This is a genomic window from Microbacterium aquilitoris (assembly GCF_031932285.1).
In the GTDB taxonomy this organism is placed as follows: Bacteria; Actinomycetota; Actinomycetes; order Actinomycetales; family Microbacteriaceae; genus Microbacterium; species Microbacterium aquilitoris.
Window position 1 is genome coordinate 1,264,766 of the sequence record NZ_JAUZVT010000001.1, and the last position, 14,758, is coordinate 1,279,523.

The 14,758-nt window shown below is 68.2% G+C and carries 16 protein-coding genes and 1 tRNA gene; 9 read left to right on the forward strand and 8 right to left on the reverse strand.

The window, feature by feature from the left end:
- Positions 1-58: 58 nt before the first annotated feature.
- The 5 genes from Q9S78_RS06120 (at position 59) to Q9S78_RS06140 (ending at position 4,746) form a co-directional block, all read left to right on the forward strand.
- Positions 59-1,129 carry an acyl-CoA dehydrogenase family protein gene (locus Q9S78_RS06120; protein WP_311869494.1) on the forward strand — a complete coding sequence of 357 codons (1,071 nt, stop codon included), beginning with the start codon at positions 59-61 and terminating at the stop codon, positions 1,127-1,129.
- A complete protein-coding gene (locus Q9S78_RS06125; protein WP_311869496.1) occupies positions 1,123-2,475 on the forward strand; it encodes a PIG-L family deacetylase in 1,353 nt (450 codons plus the stop codon). The genes Q9S78_RS06120 and Q9S78_RS06125 overlap by 7 nt, the downstream gene beginning before the upstream one ends.
- Positions 2,472-3,182, forward strand: coding sequence for a glycosyltransferase family 2 protein (locus tag Q9S78_RS06130; protein WP_311869498.1), 711 nt, complete (start codon positions 2,472-2,474; stop codon positions 3,180-3,182). The genes Q9S78_RS06125 and Q9S78_RS06130 overlap by 4 nt, the downstream gene beginning before the upstream one ends.
- A 106-nt stretch (positions 3,183-3,288) precedes the next feature.
- Positions 3,289-4,239, forward strand: a complete 951-nt coding sequence (locus tag Q9S78_RS06135) for a manganese catalase family protein (RefSeq protein ID WP_311869500.1) — start codon at positions 3,289-3,291, stop codon at positions 4,237-4,239.
- 108 nt (positions 4,240-4,347) lie between these two features.
- Positions 4,348-4,746 (forward strand): nuclear transport factor 2 family protein, encoded by a 399-nt coding sequence (locus Q9S78_RS06140; RefSeq protein ID WP_311869504.1) that lies wholly within the window; start codon positions 4,348-4,350, stop codon positions 4,744-4,746.
- A gap of 28 nt (positions 4,747-4,774) precedes the next feature.
- Here Q9S78_RS06140 and Q9S78_RS06145 read toward each other — a convergent pair whose 3' ends face one another.
- The 4 genes from Q9S78_RS06145 to Q9S78_RS06160 all read right to left on the reverse strand — a co-directional run bounded on the left by Q9S78_RS06145 (position 4,775) and on the right by Q9S78_RS06160 (position 7,185).
- Positions 4,775-5,362 carry a 1-acyl-sn-glycerol-3-phosphate acyltransferase gene (locus Q9S78_RS06145; RefSeq protein WP_020098252.1) on the reverse strand — a complete coding sequence of 196 codons (588 nt, stop codon included), beginning with the start codon at positions 5,360-5,362 and terminating at the stop codon, positions 4,775-4,777.
- Between the two features lie 741 nt (positions 5,363-6,103).
- A tRNA-Lys gene (locus tag Q9S78_RS06150) sits at positions 6,104-6,176 on the reverse strand.
- Positions 6,177-6,215: 39 nt separating this feature from the next.
- A complete protein-coding gene (locus tag Q9S78_RS06155) occupies positions 6,216-6,392 on the reverse strand; it encodes a glycine zipper domain-containing protein (protein WP_311869505.1) in 177 nt (58 codons plus the stop codon).
- 118 nt (positions 6,393-6,510) lie between these two features.
- Complete coding sequence (locus Q9S78_RS06160) at positions 6,511-7,185, reverse strand: fasciclin domain-containing protein (protein ID WP_018187124.1); 675 nt, start codon at positions 7,183-7,185, stop codon at positions 6,511-6,513.
- A 215-nt stretch (positions 7,186-7,400) separates the two neighbouring features.
- Between Q9S78_RS06160 and sigK the strand changes: the two genes are divergently transcribed.
- From sigK to Q9S78_RS06180, 4 genes are all read left to right on the forward strand, one after another.
- Entirely contained in the window at positions 7,401-7,988 is a 588-nt protein-coding gene (gene sigK, locus Q9S78_RS06165; RefSeq protein ID WP_311869508.1) for an ECF RNA polymerase sigma factor SigK, read from the forward strand.
- Positions 7,985-8,773, forward strand: coding sequence for an anti-sigma factor (locus tag Q9S78_RS06170; RefSeq protein ID WP_311869510.1), 789 nt, complete (start codon positions 7,985-7,987; stop codon positions 8,771-8,773). The genes sigK and Q9S78_RS06170 overlap by 4 nt, the downstream gene beginning before the upstream one ends.
- 76 nt (positions 8,774-8,849) lie before the next feature.
- Complete coding sequence (locus tag Q9S78_RS06175) at positions 8,850-9,488, forward strand: DNA-directed RNA polymerase subunit beta (protein ID WP_311869513.1); 639 nt, start codon at positions 8,850-8,852, stop codon at positions 9,486-9,488.
- Positions 9,489-9,781: 293 nt separating this feature from the next.
- Complete coding sequence (locus tag Q9S78_RS06180) at positions 9,782-10,666, forward strand: aminodeoxychorismate lyase (RefSeq protein WP_311869515.1); 885 nt, start codon at positions 9,782-9,784, stop codon at positions 10,664-10,666.
- Positions 10,667-10,787: 121 nt separating this feature from the next.
- Here Q9S78_RS06180 and Q9S78_RS06185 read toward each other — a convergent pair whose 3' ends face one another.
- The 4 genes from Q9S78_RS06185 to pstC all read right to left on the reverse strand — a co-directional run bounded on the left by Q9S78_RS06185 (position 10,788) and on the right by pstC (position 14,719).
- Positions 10,788-11,597, reverse strand: a complete 810-nt coding sequence (locus tag Q9S78_RS06185) for a DUF559 domain-containing protein (RefSeq protein ID WP_311869517.1) — start codon at positions 11,595-11,597, stop codon at positions 10,788-10,790.
- 258 nt (positions 11,598-11,855) lie between these two features.
- On the reverse strand, positions 11,856-12,635 hold the full coding sequence (pstB, locus tag Q9S78_RS06190; protein WP_018187130.1) for a phosphate ABC transporter ATP-binding protein PstB: 780 nt from the start codon (positions 12,633-12,635) through the stop codon (positions 11,856-11,858).
- Between the two features lie 30 nt (positions 12,636-12,665).
- On the reverse strand, positions 12,666-13,757 hold the full coding sequence (gene pstA, locus Q9S78_RS06195) for a phosphate ABC transporter permease PstA (RefSeq protein ID WP_116228363.1): 1,092 nt from the start codon (positions 13,755-13,757) through the stop codon (positions 12,666-12,668).
- Positions 13,757-14,719, reverse strand: coding sequence for a phosphate ABC transporter permease subunit PstC (pstC, locus tag Q9S78_RS06200; protein ID WP_018187132.1), 963 nt, complete (start codon positions 14,717-14,719; stop codon positions 13,757-13,759). The genes pstA and pstC overlap by 1 nt, the downstream gene beginning before the upstream one ends.
- Between the last annotated feature and the right edge of the window lie 39 nt (positions 14,720-14,758).

A 14,758-nucleotide genomic window follows, 5' to 3' on the forward strand; every position in this document is an offset into this window, starting at 1 on the left:
ACGTCGCCGGAACCGCAAGGCTCTGCCTCACAGCTCGCTCCGCGCGCACACTGCGGGGGTGACCCGCCTGCGAGAACACTCGTCCGACCTCCACCTCAGCGCTGGCCCGTTCGGTGATGCGGCCGCAGGGTCGCTCGCCGAGGCTGACCGGGTCGACGCGTTCGGGATAGACGTTGCCGCCACGCTCGCCTGGGCGGTGGGCGCAGGCGCCGCGCGCGGAAACCAGCGCTCGCTCGCCGACGACTGGTCGTTCCTCGCTGCGGTCGCGAGCCGGGATGTCGGTGCGGCACGCATCCTCGAACCCCACCTCGACGCGCTCGACATCCTCGACCAGGCCCGTCGCGACGGGCACGACCTCGACCTCGCCTCGATCCAGGCCGACTCCGGATCCTCGTGGGGGGTGTTCGCCGCCGAGGGTGCCGGGACTCGGCTGGAGGCGCGCGACGACGGTTCCGGGTGGCGGCTGACGGGAACCAAGCCGTGGTGCTCGCTGGCGCAGCACCTGACCCACGCGCTCGTCACCGCGTGGGTCGGCGGCGAGCGTCGCCTGTTCGCCGTGGCCCTGCAGACCCCCGAGGTGACAGCTCGCACGGGGCCCTGGCACGCGCGAGGGCTCCCGCAGGTCGTCAGCGCGCCGGTTGACTTCGCGGCGGCTCCCGCCGCGCCGGTCGGTGAACCGGGGTGGTACCTGCGTCGCCCCGGCTTCGCCGCCGGCGGCGTCGGAGTGGCGGCGTGCTGGTGGGGCGGCGTCCTGCCGATCCGCGACGCCCTCGTCGAGGCAGCGCAGCGCGAGGGCGCCGATCAGCTGTCGCGCGTCCACCTCGGGAGGGTGGATGCCGCGCTGTGGACCGCGAGGTTGGCACTGCGATCGGCCGCGCACCAGACGGAAGGGCTGCCGGCGGCATCCCACCCCGGCGCCATCGCCGCACGCGTCCGAGCTGTCGTCGCGGGTGCGGTCGAGACGGCGCTCGCCGAATCCGCCCGAGCCCTCGGGCCGTTGCCCCTCGTGGCTGACGATGCTCACGCCCGCCGGGTGGCCGACCTCGAGATCTATGTGCGTCAGCACCACGGCGAACGCGACCTCGCGCGCATCGGCGCCGACATCGCGGAAGGGCGCGGCGCATGGTGAGCTTCAGTCACCGCGATCCAGGAACAGGTGAAGCGGTCTGGCGTGAGGCGTTCGCCGATCGCGCGCTTCCGTCGTTGGATGAGACCTTCGAGCACCTCGTCGTCGTCGCGGCGCACCCCGACGACGAGACCCTCGGCGTCGCGGGGCTGATGGCGCGCACTGTCAGCCGTGACGCGAAGGTGACGGTTCTCATCGCGACGGACGGCGAGGGATCTCACCCCGACTCGCCGTCGCATACTCCCGCCGACCTGGCCGCGGTGCGACGGCGCGAGGTCGCCGCAGCGCTCGATCACCTGAGCCCGTCGATCGACGTTCGATTCCTCGGTCTGCCGGACGGCGGCACGGACGACCATCGCGACGCGATCGCGGAGGCACTCCGCGCGCTGCTGCAGGGACAGGGAGCGCATCTCGTCGTCGTGCCCTGGTCAGGCGACAGTCACCGCGATCACCGCGTCGCTGCGGAAGTGACCGCCGAGGTGTGTACGGAGCTCGGCGTCCCGTGGCGGGAGTATCCGATCTGGCTCTGGCACTGGGGATCGACGGACGACCTGCCGTGGGACGACCTCGAGGTGGTCACGCTCGATGAGTTGACGGCCGAGCTCAAGCGCACGGCGATGCGTCACCATCGCAGCCAGATCACCCCGCTGTCGTCGGCGCCGGGGGACGAGGTGATGCTCCACGAGAGGATGCAGGCGCATTTCGACCGCCCGTTCGAGGTCTTCGTCCGGCCGGCGGGGCCCAGCCTGGCGGGGGGATTCTTCGAGGATTTCTACTGTCGCAACGGCGACGACCCGTGGGGCTTCGAGTCGCGCTGGTACGAGCAGCGCAAGCGCGCCGTGACGCTGGCGAGCCTGCCCCGCGAACGATACGCCTCCGCCCTCGAGTTGGGTTGCTCGACAGGTGTCCTGACCGACCTCCTCGTCGACCGGTGCGACGCCGTGCTCGCGGTCGACATCGCGGATGCTCCGCTCGAGATCGCACGGCGTCGCCTCGGCAGTCGGGACGACGTTCGTCTCGAGCGCCTCGGGCTGCCGGGGGAGTGGCCCGCCGGAACGTTCGACCTCGTCGTCCTTTCGGAGGTCGGCTACTACTGGAACCCCGCCGACCTGACTGTCGCCATCGACCGCATACGAGGAGCCATGGATGCCGGTGGCCACCTCATCGCCTGCCACTGGCGGCATCCCGTCACGGAATATCCGCAGTCCGGTGACGACGTGCACGCGGCACTGCGTGCGGCCGAGGGGTTCGTCCGCCTGATGCTGCACGAAGAGGAGGACTTCGTCCTCGAGGTCTACGGACTCGGCGGCGCTCGGTCGGTCGCCGCAGAGACAGGGCTTGTCCCGTGACGCCCGGTAGCCCCGCGGTGGCGATCGTCGTCCCCGTGCACGACGAAGCCGAGCTCCTGGGCGACTGCCTCGCTGCGCTCACCGCGGCCGTCGAGCACACTCGGCGGACGCACCCGGGAGCGCGGATCGTGACGGTCGTCGTCCTCGATGCGTGCACGGATGCCTCGGCCCGGATCGCGCTGTGCTGGCCGGTACGCACGATCGAGATCGACGCGCGAAACGTGGGGACGGCTCGACGCCTCGGCGTGGCCGCCGCCCTCGCCGAACTGGGGTCATCCGACGACGTGTGGATCGGCACGACGGATGGAGACTCCGTCGTCCCCGTCACCTGGCTCAGCCATCAGCTCGACCTCCGCGCGGCGGGGGCCGACGTCGTCCTCGGCACCGTCCGTCCGGATTTCGCGGACCTCACTCTCGATCATGCGGAGCATTGGCTGCGGACGCATCCGCGGGGTCGTCCTGCGGGCAACGTGCACGGCGCGAACCTCGGACTGCGTGCCGATGTGTACGTCGCTGCGGGGGAGTTCCCCGATCTCGACGAGCACGAGGACGTCGCGCTCGTTCGAGCCGCACGCTCGCTCGGCGCACGCGTAGTCGCGACGGACGAGAACGAGGTGGTCACGTCCGGCCGTTTCTGGGGGCGCACACCCGGAGGGTACGCCGCGTTCGTCCGCGCAACCCACGAACGCATCGCCGGGGTCGGCTGAATCGACTCTCGGGCCGGAAGGTAGCGGGTGTCGTCGAGGTCGGCAAGGGGCACGGCGGGGCGGGGAGACAGGCGGATCGTCGGGCTCCCCAACCCCCGGAGGCACCATGTACTTCCACGTTCAAGAGTTCATCAATGAGATCGCACAGGACGAGCCCGATCCCGCGGCCGCCAACGCACTGCAGGAGGGTCTCGGCGGACAGTTCGGCGAGATGCGCACGATGATGCAGTACCTGTTCCAAAGCATCAACTTCCGCGGCCCGTCCGGGAAGCCGTACAAGGACCTCATCCAGGGCATCGGCACCGAGGAGATCAGCCACGTCGAGCTCATCGGCACGACGATCTCCCGTTTGCTGGACGGCTCGCCCAGGTACAAGGGCAAGCCCACCGATCCCGTCGACGAGCCCGGCGCGGGCGGTGCGACGCCGCTCAGCATCGCCGTCGACCACAGCAACATCCATCATTACCTGGTCGGCGCGCAGGGTGCGCTGCCGGTGGATGCCGCGGGCAACCCGTGGATGGGCAGCTACGTCTACAACTCCGGCAACCTCGTGCTCGACCTGCTGTACAACCTGATGCTGGAGTCGACGGGACGCCTGCAGAAGTGCCGCCTCTACGAGATGACGGACAACAAGATGGCGCGGAGCACGATCTCGTACCTCATCGTGCGGGACCAGGCGCACGAGAACGCCTACGCCAAAGCCCTCGAGACCCTCGGGGTGAATTGGCGCACCTCGTTGCCGATTCCGAAGACGAATGCCGAGCAGTTCCCGGAGGTCAAGCGTCTCGTCGACCTCGGGCTGCAGAGCAAGCAGTACTCGTTCGATCTGGGTAACCAGTCCGAAGCCGGTCGCATCTTCCAGGGGGCGTCGCCGTCGAATGACGGGACGCAGCTGGATGCCAGTGAGCAGGCACCGGTAGGTTCACCCATGACCATCTCGCCGGAGCGTCCGGAAGAGTTCTCGCCGGGAGCCGACAAGGAGCTCCGGGCCCTCATCGAAGCGACGGCTGCGATGGAGATGGCCGACATCGAGGCTACGTTCGGCCGGATGGCGTAGTCCGACGACGTGCGACCGCGACCCCGACCCCGTCTGCGGGGTCGGGGTTCAGCCGTTCGCGGTGCGGCGCACCTTGCGCTCGCCGCACGCGTCAGCGACCCTGAGGCCATGTGGGATCGCGAGGCAGCGGCGGTAGCCGCCAACGACTGGATCGGCCGATACGTCCGTGCGTGGGGGACCAACGACCCGGACGACATCCGGTCTCTGTTCACGCCGGACGCGGAGTATCGCGACGGCCCCTCGACCAAGCCATGGATCGGCCATGACGCCATCCTCGCGGGTTGGATCGGTCAGAAGGATGAGCCCGGCACGTGGTCATTCGAGCATGAGCTCACGGCGGTCGACGGCGACATCGCGATCATCCGCGGCCGGACCAGCTACCCGGGCGCAACGACGAAGAGTCGGCTGTACGACAACCTCATGGTCATTCGTTTGGCGGACGACGGCCGCGCGAGGTCGTTCACCGATTGGTATGTAACACCGCACACGGCGGAGACAGACGAGTAGGACCTCTCGTCGCCGGATTCAGCGGCGGCTAAGCCGAGGCTGCCGGCCGAGGCTCGTCCTCTTCGCGCAAGCGAGGCTCGACGCGTCGAGCAGGACGCAGCCCCGACTTGTCGGAGTAGAACGTGCGAATGGCATCCATGTCCGCGCCGACGTCGCCGGTGAGCGTGAGCGTCGGCCCCAGTCCGGTTGTCATGGTCGAGCGATCCACGTATCCGAGCGTGACGCCAAGGTCGGCCTCTCGGGCGATGCGGTAGAAGCCCGACTTCCAGTGTTCGACGCCGCCGCGCGTGCCTTCGGGCGTCACCACGAGGCCGAAGACCTCGCCGTCACGGATGCGGCGGACGAGAGCGTCGACCACCCCGGTGGGGTTCGCTCTGTCGACCGGGATGCCGCCGATCGAGCGCATCAGTGGGCCGCGCCAGCCGCGAAAGAGGCTCTCTTTGCCCAGCCAGCGGAAGCGCATCTTCAGGCGCCACGCGATCGCCAGCATGAGCACGAAGTCCCAGTTGGAGGTGTGCGGCGCCCCGAGGACGACGGTAGATCGGGTCGGCGCGGGCTCAGTTGCGAGCGTCCATCTGCTGAATGTCCAATAGACCCGGGCGACGAGGCGGAGCATTCCGCAACCGTAACGCTCCTGCAGTGCTCTCCGGACGCAGGGGGGCGCCGGGTCGACTCCCAGGTTCCCGCGGTATCGTTGGGATCGATAGGCGGACTTCTCATTCGTCTCGCCCCGGCTGTGTGGTAACAGTCGGGGCTTTCTTCTTGCTCGGACAGACCGCAGCTGCGAGCGCAGGCAGTCGCCCGTCACTCAGTCGAGCGCTCGTCTGACTCCTTCAGCCGCTCGAGGTTCGTGCACGGGATAAACATGATCGACGCCGATGAGAGCAGCGCCGTTGATTGGTGAGGAAGCGGCGAACCGCTGGCCGTCGCTCCCTCTCTATCAGTCGAGTCGCTCACAACCTCCGCAACGGGGCAGGCCGCCCCTGCCGACGGCGCGGTTCGTCGAGGAGATCTGCTGGCCGTTGGGGCAGTCGCTGTAGTCGTGCCAAACGCGCGGATCACGCTGGTCAGTCGAGTGGTAAGGCGAGGTGTGTATTGTCATCGGTAGGCTCCTTGTGCATCATGCGGCGCCGTTGCGCGCCGACGCGGACACGCTATCGACGGTCGCCGACATCGCTAGCGCGGACGGACCGCTTCTGAGGCGGTGCTATCGCGTCGGCGGGGAATCGGTCGCTATGACGGAGAAACGCTCCGCTGAGCCCGCAGGAACGTTGTCAACTGCTGTCGAGGTGCCATTTTGGCGAGTCGCGAATCGCTGACCCCAGTCCGGAGTCGGGATCGCGGGGTTGCAATGAGGTGGGCCCCGTGGGGCTCGAACCCACGACCCGCGGATTAAAAGTCCGATGCTCTACCGACTGAGCTAGAGGCCCTCAGCGACCCAGCCTAATGGGCGAGGGCGGCGGCATCCGTCACTTCGTGTCCTTCTGCGAGCCGAAGATGATGCCGAACATGATGCCGAACGAGAGACCGAACGCGGCGCCGAGTCCGATGTTGTCGAGGAAGAGCATCCCGACGACCGTGCCTCCGAGCATCCCGAACGCGATCCACAGACCGAACGACATTCCCCGCATGTTGTTCTTCGCCATGTCTCGACGCTACGCAGTGCCCCGGCTACCGGCATCCCCCGTGAGGCGGAAACAAAAGGAGGCGGCGCCGCCGAAGCCCGCAGAGCTTCGACGACGCCGCCGGTCAGGAGACCGTGAATTACATCGGGGGCATCAGCACCGAGTCGATGAGGTACACGGTTGCGTTCGCGGTCTCGACGCCACCGCAGATGACCTTGGCGTCGTTGACCATGAGCTCATCGCCCGAGCCGGTGACCTCGAGGTCCTGGCCCTCGACGGTCTTGTGGGTGCCGTCGATGTCAGCCGGAGCGATCTCGCCGGGGACCACGTGGTACGTGAGGATCTTGGTCAGCGTGGCCGAGTCGGTCTTGAGGCCGTCGATCGTGGCGGCCGGGATCTTGGCGAACGCGTCGTCAACGGGAGCGAAGACGGTGAACTTGTCGCCGTTGAGCGTGTCGACGAGGTTGACGTCGGGGTTCAGCTGGCCGCTGACAGCAGCGGTGAGCGTCTTGAGAAGCGGGTTGTTCGAGGCCGCGGTCGCAACCGGGTCCTTCGACATGCCCTCGACCGAACCGGCACCGTCCGGAACAGCTGCGGCGTAGTCCGCGCAGCCGGGGCCGACGAGCGTCGACGCAGTGTCCATGCCGCCCTCGGTGGCCTCGGGCGATGCCGACTCCATCGGAGCCTGCGACTGCATGCCGTCATCGGTGTTTCCGGCCTCGGGCGTTGCGCTCGACGAACATCCGGCCAGGGCGAAGGCGCCGGCCAGCGTCAGAGAGAGTGCTGCGGTCATCTTCTTCTTCGTGCTGAGCATGATTTCCTCCATGTGTTGGGACCGCCCTCTGCGGCGGCGATAACAGGTCTTCGGAACCACTAGGCAAACGGATTGCACATCTGCCGAGATTTTTTCCGGAGCGGTCGACGCGGGGGTCCAGCGGGTCACGGATCCGTCTCGATCTGCACGTCTCACCAGGACTTCCCACCCGCGCCTGCGCGTCTGGGTGCGCGCGTAATGGCATGCTTGTCGGAATGGTTATCGACGGTGTTGAAGTCCCCGACGACGGGCAGACGGCAGATCATGCCGGTGAGCTCCTCGTCCGCATCGCCGGTGGCGACCAGGCGGCCTTCGCAGAGCTCTACGACATGCTGTCCTCCCGCGTCTTCGGTCTGATCCGACGGGTCCTCGTCGACCCCTCCCAGAGCGAGGAAGTCCAGCAGGAGGTGTTCCTCGAGATCTGGCAATCCGCTTCCGCCTTCGCTCCGAACAAGGGTCAAGGAAGAAGCTGGATCCTGACGATGGCACATCGTCGGGCCGTGGATCGAGTTCGCGCTTCGCAGTCCAGTTCGGACCGGGATGCGCGAGTCGGAGCTCGTGACGCGTACACACAAGAAGAGAGCATCGCCGAGCAAGTCGAGCTGAGGATCGAAGGACGCCGCGTCGTGCGCGCACTCCGGACTCTGCCTGATGCCCAGCGTGAAGCACTGACCCTCGCCTACTTCGGGGGGTACAGCCAAAGCGAGATCGCAACGCTCCTCGGAGCACCGCTCGGAACGATCAAGACGCGAATGCGCGATGGATTGAACCGCCTACGACAGGAGATGGGGGTGACACTGTGAACGAGAAGGAGTTCGCCGAACTCTCGGCAGGGCACGCGCTCGATGCTCTGTCGCTTGAGGACGAGCAGGCGTACCAGCAGGCCCTCGCCGCTCACCCCGAGTGGGAAGCCCTCGTCGACGCCGATGCACAGGTCGCGGGTTTCCTGGCCGAAGGCATGGGTGAAGAAGCCCCACCGCCCGAGGTGCGGGCACGTCTCCTTGACCAGATCAGCGCGATGCCGCAGCCGAAGCCGGTGGCCGCCGCCGACGCATCCGTACCCGCTCCCGAACCGGAGCGCGAGACGGTTCCCGCTGGACCGCCCACCGAGGCCGTCCAGACCGTGGAACGACGCAACTGGACCCGTGGGCTGTTCGCCCTCGTCGCCTCTGCCGCTCTCCTCGTCGGGATCGGCTGGGGAGTGGGCTCGCTCGTCGAGCAGGCTCGTACGCCCCTTGAGGTCCAGGCTCTCGAGCAGATCGAGTCCGCTCCCGACGGGCAGACCGTCACCGGACAGTTCGCCGATGGCGGCGAGGCTGAGCTCCACTGGTCGGCTGAGCTCGGCAAGGTCGTTTTGACCACCGACGACGCCCCCAAGATCGCCGACGACCGTACGTTCGAGCTCTGGATCGTCCGCGGTGAGGAACCGATCGCCGCCGGCACCTTCGACCCGTCCGACGACGTCACCGCACTTCTCGACGGCGATTTCGCACCTGGCGACGTGATCGCCGTCACCGTCGAGCAGGCGGGCGGATCGCCCGATGGCAAGCCGACGACGAAGCCGATCATCGCCATCCCCACCGCCTGATCGCCCCCGCTCCCACACGAACCCCGCCTCGGCTCCGCCCGGGCGGGGTTCGTCGTCGCGGGGGTAGCCTGGAACGATGTCCGACGCGTCCCGCGACTTCCACAAGCCGGTCCGCCGCTCACCCGATTCGTTCGACCGGAATTTCGCCGCCGACGATCCCGCCGAAGCCAGCCGCGTGGCTCACGCCACGGCATCCGCTCTGCTGTCCCGTGTGCGGGAGCAGCCGCACGATGAGGTCATCGACCGGCTCGTCACCTTCACCGATGCGCACGGCATCGCGACGATCGCGGAGCTCTGGGCGCATTCGCCCGCACGGTCTCTGCCTGGCGCGCTGTGGCGGCTGTACCTGCTGCAGCTGATGATCCACGACGACCCGACGACGGCGGCGCTGCTCTATGAGCGCGGGCGCACGCGGCTGTCGTCGGCGGATGTCGTCATCGCGGGGGCGCCCGCTCCGGCGAGCCCCGGCGAGCTCGTCTCGCTCATCGACCTGATCCTGCGGGGAGTGTTCGCGGGTGACTTCGCGCTCGCGCTCGAGCGGGCGGCATCCTTCTCACGCGTCGTGTCGGCGGGGGCGACCGATCTCGCCGACGACTACGACGAGAGCGAGCCGGTGCGGGCGTCGACGTTCACAACGCGGGCCCTGCGCCTCGACACGTATGCGAGTGATCTGGCGGCGGCCGCGGCGCTCTGGCGCCGGGACGGCCTCACGTAGGCATGAAAGTGCCGGGCCGCAGAACGCCTCTCGGCGCGTGGCCGCTCGCAGCGGCTGAAGATGGAGCCCGGGGTTACTGCGGCCCGGCTAGAAAAGTGTAACGGAGGGGCTCCCGAGGTATTCCGGTCGGCCGAGGATTTTCGTGCGGCCGGGCGTGTCGGGGCTGTGACTCGAGGCGCGCGCGGATGCAAGAGATCGGCGGCGACACGCGGCATCCCGGGCCGAGTGGGCGGCGTGTCACGCGCGAACCATTGCATCCGCTGACACGGATGCCGCCGCGTAGGCTTCGTGGCATGGCTTGGCGCTTCGCTCTCATGATCGACCCCGCGGCATCCGACGATGCGCGCACCGATTTCGCCGACACGTTCAGCGAGATCGATCCCTCCGCTCCGGCGCTCACCGTGGGGGAGTTGAGCACGCAGCGCGGCGACGGGATCTTCGAGTCGATCGGCGTCGTCGACGGTCATGCGCAGGAGGTCCAGCCGCACCTCGCGCGGCTGGCTCATTCCGCGGAGATCTGCGAGCTGCCCGCGCCGAACCTCGAGCAGTGGCGCGAGGCGATCATCCGCGCGCAGGCGGCGTCGGGGGAGGGCGAGGCGGTCATCAAGCTGATCCTGAGCCGTGGTGTGGAGCACGGCCCCACCCCGACTGCGTGGGTGACGGTCGCGCCGGCGGCGGACTTCACGAAGCCGCGCACCGAGGGGATCGCCGTGGCGGTCCTCGATCGCGGATACAGCATCGACCTGCCCGGGCGGGCGCCCTGGCTCCTACTCGGCGCGAAGACGCTGTCGTATGCCGTGAACATGGCGGCGATCCGCGAGGCGAAGCGTCGCGGTGCCGATGACGCGGTGTTCGTGAGTTCCGATGGCTTCGTGCTCGAGGCGCCGACCGCCTCCCTCATCATCCGGCGGGGCGACACGTTCGTCACGCCGGCGCCGAACGGCGGCATCCTTCACGGGACCACCCAGCTGAGCCTGTTCGACCACCTCGCCGAGCGCGGCTTCGAGACCGCGTACGAAACCCTGCCCGTGTCGGCGCTCCACGACGCGGATGCCGCCTGGCTCGTCTCGAGCGTCCGCCTCGCCGCGCCCATCACGGCCGTCGACGAGCGGTCCCTGCCCGTGGACGCCGAACTCACGGCATCCTTCAACCAGTACCTGCTCAGCCCGCGCGACTGACCCGTCGGCCCCGTCAGCGGGTTCGCTGATGCAATAGTCCCGCCCCGACACGCCGAGTGGCGGGCCGGGGATGCCGCGTGTCGCCGCCGATCCATTGCATCCGCGCACGCGGCGCAGCCGTTCACAACCCCGCGAGCGCCCCGAGGATCGCGCGCTCGACCATGTCCCAGTCGTGCACGATCAGCGCGTAGTCGAACCGCAGGGTCACGTACCCCCACATCGCCGCGTTGGCGTCGCGCACGAGGTCCTTGTGGCGCAGCGACGGCCCGTCGTGGTTGTCGCGACCGTCGACTTCGATGATCAGTCGGTCGCCGATCAGCGCGTCGACCACGCCGACGCCGGCGATGCGTACCTGGGTCTGCACGCGCAGCCCGAGCTCCCGCAGCCGCCAGCGCAGCATCGATTCGAGTCCGCTGTCGGCGTCGTCCCGGCTGAGCGCCAGCGCATCCCGCCCGTCCTGATTCACGTTCCGGCTCAGCCAGCGCATGTCGTCGCCGTCGAGTAGATCCTGCCGTCGCGCGGATTCCAGCGCGACGAAGAACGCCTCACCGCCGTGGCACGTCAGGATCTGTCGCAGGATCCTCGCCAACGACGGTTCCCGCCGGTCCTCCCCAGGGCCGGCGGCATCCCAATGCTCGGTGCAGTCGCAGGAGTCGTCGTACGTGCGCTGCCCGGGCCGCATCCAGACATGCGGCATCCGATCGTCGTCCAGCACCCAGAGCCCGCGGTGACGCGCCGCCGTCACGCACGCCAGCGCCCCGCCGTGCTTCGCAGCCAGGCGGGCTTCCGCGCACGTCTCGGGCCAGGCGTACACGCCGATCCGCACTCGCACGAGCCCGCCGGAACGCCGCGCTCGCTGCACCCGCCGTTGCGACCACCCGGCATCCAGCAGCTGCCGCAGACGGACGATCGGATGCCGGAGCTCGCACATACCCGCGAGCCTCGCCCGCTCCGGGCCCACCCATGCCTCACCCAGCGCTGGTCGGGGAGAACCGGCATCCCACCCCCGCGGGGGAGAAATCCGCGGATGCGATAGTCCCGCCGCGACACCCCGCCCATGAGGCTCGGGATGCCGCGTGTCGCCCGCGATCCATTGCATCGGCACACGCCGCACGCCGCCCGCACCCCCACAAACCACAACGAGGGACACCGCGCCTCCGCGCAGCATCCCTCGTCCCGAACTACAGGATCACCCGAAGCGACCCGAGACGTAGTCCTCGGTGGCCTGCACGGACGGCTTGGTGAAGATGGTGCCGGTCTCGTCGTATTCGATGAGCTTGCCGGGCTTGCCGGTGCCGGCGATGTTGAAGAACGCGGTCTTGTCCGAGACGCGCGACGCCTGCTGCATATTGTGCGTGACGATGACGATTGTGTACTCGCTCTTGAGCTCCTGGATGAGCTCCTCGATCGCGAAGGTCGAGATGGGGTCGAGGGCCGAGCAGGGCTCGTCCATCAGCAGGACGTCGGGCGACACGGCGATCGCACGCGCGATGCACAGGCGCTGCTGCTGACCGCCCGACAGGCCCGAGCCGGGCTTCTCGAGCCGGTCCTTGACCTCGTTCCAGAGGTTCGCGCCACGCAGCGACTTCTCGACGAGGGCGTCGGCGTCGGACTTCGAAATGCGCGAGTTGTTGAGCTTCACACCGGCGAGCACGTTGTCGCGGATCGACATCGTGGGGAACGGGTTCGGACGCTGGAAGACCATGCCGATCTGACGGCGCACGAGCACGGGGTCGACGCCGGGACCGTACAGGTCCTCGCCGTCGAGCAGCACCTCGCCCTCGACGCGGGCGCCGGGGATGACCTCGTGCATGCGGTTGAGCGTCCGCAGGAACGTGGACTTGCCGCATCCGGACGGCCCGATGAAGGCGGTGACGCTGCGGGGCTCGATGTCGAGGGACACGCCCTCCACGGCGAGGAACTCGCTGTAGTAGACGTTGAGGTCGTTGACTTCGATGCTCTTGGACACTTCGGGGTGCTTTCTGTCGGATGCCGCGGGTCAGCGGCCGAACTTGGGGGCGAACTTCTTCGCGACGAAGCGTGCGATGAGGTTCAGCGCCATGACGATGATGATGAGCGTGAGCGCTCCGGCCCAGGCCCGCTCGAGCGCGGCGGGAATGTTCGTGCCGGGGTTCTGGAACTGGTCGTAGACGAACACCGGGAGCGTCATCATGGGGCCGTCGAACGCGTCCATGTTGAGCGACTGAGTGAACCCGGCCGTCAGCAGCAGGGGCGCGGTCTCACCGATCACGCGCGAGATCGACAGCATGATGCCTGTCGTGATGCCGGCGATCGAGGTGGGGAGAACGACTTTCACGATCGTCAGCCACTTCGGCACACCGAGGGCGTAGCTCGCCTCGCGCAGCTCGTTCGGGACGAGGCGCAGCATCTCCTCGCTGGAGCGCACGACGACGGGGATCATCAGCACCGACAGGGCGAGCGAGCCCATGAAGCCCGTGTTGAGGCCCGGCCCGAACAGCAGCGCGCAGACGGCGACGATGAACAGACCCGCGACGATCGACGGGATGCCGGTCATCACATCCACGAAGAAGGTGATGAGCTTCGCGACCCGGCCGCGCCCGTACTCGACGAGGTAGATCGAGGTCATGAGACCGATCGGCACCGAGATGACGGTGGCCCAGCCGGTCACGATGAGCGTGCCCCAGATCGCGTGCACGGCGCCGCCGCCTTCACCCACGATGTTGCGCATCGAGTAGGAGAAGAAGGTCGGGTCGAACCGGGCGATGCCGTTGACCACGACGGTGAACAGGAGTGAGATGAGCGGGAGCAGCGCGATCGTGAAGGCGATCGACACCAGCACGGTCGCGAGCCGGTCGGCTGCGCGGCGCCGCGTCTCGACGACGCTCGACAGGATGACGAGGACGATCGCGAACAGCACGACACCCACGAAGGTGGCACCCGCGATGTTGAACTCGGCCACGTCGCCGCTGCTGTTCATGATGGCGAACAGGATGCCGGAGAGCACGAGCGCGCCGGCGAGCAGCACCCACGGCATCCACTTCGGCAGCTGTCCCGCGGTGAGCGAGTTGCCCACGGGCGTGCGGGTCTCGGAGCGGGTGAGGGTGGTCATCAGTTCGCTCCAGAGAACTCGGCACGGCGGTTGACGACCCACCGGGCGATCGCGTTGACCGCGAAGGTCACGATGAAGAGGATGAGACCCGTCGCGATGAGGACGTTGACACCGTCGCCGTACGCCTCACCGAAGTTCAGGGCGATGTTCGCGGGGATGGGCGTCGGGTTGCTCGAGTTGAGCACCTGGAAGGTGACCGCGCCCGTGGCCGAGAGGACCATCGTGACGGCCATCGTCTCGCCGAGGGCACGGCCCAGGCCGAGCATCGCGCCCGAGACCATGCCGCCGCGGGCGAAGGGGAACACGGCCATCCGGATCATCTCCCAGCGCGTCGCGCCGAGGGCGAGAGCCGCCTCTTCGTGGAGGACGGGAGTCTGCAGGAAGACCTCGCGCGTGATCGCGGTCATGATCGGGAGGATCATCACCGCGAGGACGAGGGATGCCGTCAGGATCGTGCGGCCGCCGGGGGAGACCGCGCCGGCGAAGAACGGGATCCAGCCGAAGTTCTCGTTCAGCCAGACGTAGAACGGCTGCAGGAGCTGCGAGAACACCAGCGCACCCCAGAGTCCGTACACGACGGAGGGGATGGCGGCGAGCAGGTCGATGACATAGCCGAGCACCGAGGCGAGCCGCCGCGGTGCGTAGTGCGAGATGAAGAGGGCGATGCCGATCGCGAGCGGCGTCGCGACGACGAGTGCGATGACCGAGGCCCAGAGGGTGCCGAAGACGAACGGCCAGACGTACTGCCAGAACGGTTCGCCGTTCAGGAACTGCGTCTCATCGGGTTTCGCGGTGAAGGCCGGGATGCTCTCCACGATGAGGAAAAGCGTGACGGCTGCGAGGACGATGAGGATGATGATGCCCGCGCCCAGCGCGGTGCTCGAGAAGACGAGATCGCCGCGTCGGCGCACCGGTCGCCGGGCGGTGTCCTGGTCGGCGACCAGATCGGTGGTGGGGGGCATCGCAGTCCTCGGGTCGGAAGCGGGGCGGACGTGAGTGCT

What these genes read in the sequence shown, in the direction of transcription:
- Q9S78_RS06180 (WP_311869515.1), top strand. Translation starts at nt 9,782, where the DNA reads ATGGCTTGGCGCTTCGCTCTCATGATCGACCCCGCGGCATCCGACGAT.
- sigK (WP_311869508.1), top strand. Translation starts at nt 7,401, where the DNA reads ATGGTTATCGACGGTGTTGAAGTCCCCGACGACGGGCAGACGGCAGAT.
- Q9S78_RS06160 (WP_018187124.1), bottom strand. Translation starts at nt 7,185, where the DNA reads ATGCTCAGCACGAAGAAGAAGATGACCGCAGCACTCTCTCTGACGCTG.
- pstC (WP_018187132.1), bottom strand. Translation starts at nt 14,719, where the DNA reads ATGCCCCCCACCACCGATCTGGTCGCCGACCAGGACACCGCCCGGCGA.
- pstA (WP_116228363.1), bottom strand. Translation starts at nt 13,757, where the DNA reads ATGACCACCCTCACCCGCTCCGAGACCCGCACGCCCGTGGGCAACTCG.
- Q9S78_RS06125 (WP_311869496.1), top strand. Translation starts at nt 1,123, where the DNA reads ATGGTGAGCTTCAGTCACCGCGATCCAGGAACAGGTGAAGCGGTCTGG.
- Q9S78_RS06140 (WP_311869504.1), top strand. Translation starts at nt 4,348, where the DNA reads ATGTGGGATCGCGAGGCAGCGGCGGTAGCCGCCAACGACTGGATCGGC.
- Q9S78_RS06135 (WP_311869500.1), top strand. Translation starts at nt 3,289, where the DNA reads ATGTACTTCCACGTTCAAGAGTTCATCAATGAGATCGCACAGGACGAG.
- Q9S78_RS06175 (WP_311869513.1), top strand. Translation starts at nt 8,850, where the DNA reads ATGTCCGACGCGTCCCGCGACTTCCACAAGCCGGTCCGCCGCTCACCC.
- Q9S78_RS06145 (WP_020098252.1), bottom strand. Translation starts at nt 5,362, where the DNA reads ATGCTCCGCCTCGTCGCCCGGGTCTATTGGACATTCAGCAGATGGACG.
- Q9S78_RS06155 (WP_311869505.1), bottom strand. Translation starts at nt 6,392, where the DNA reads ATGGCGAAGAACAACATGCGGGGAATGTCGTTCGGTCTGTGGATCGCG.
- Q9S78_RS06185 (WP_311869517.1), bottom strand. Translation starts at nt 11,597, where the DNA reads ATGTGCGAGCTCCGGCATCCGATCGTCCGTCTGCGGCAGCTGCTGGAT.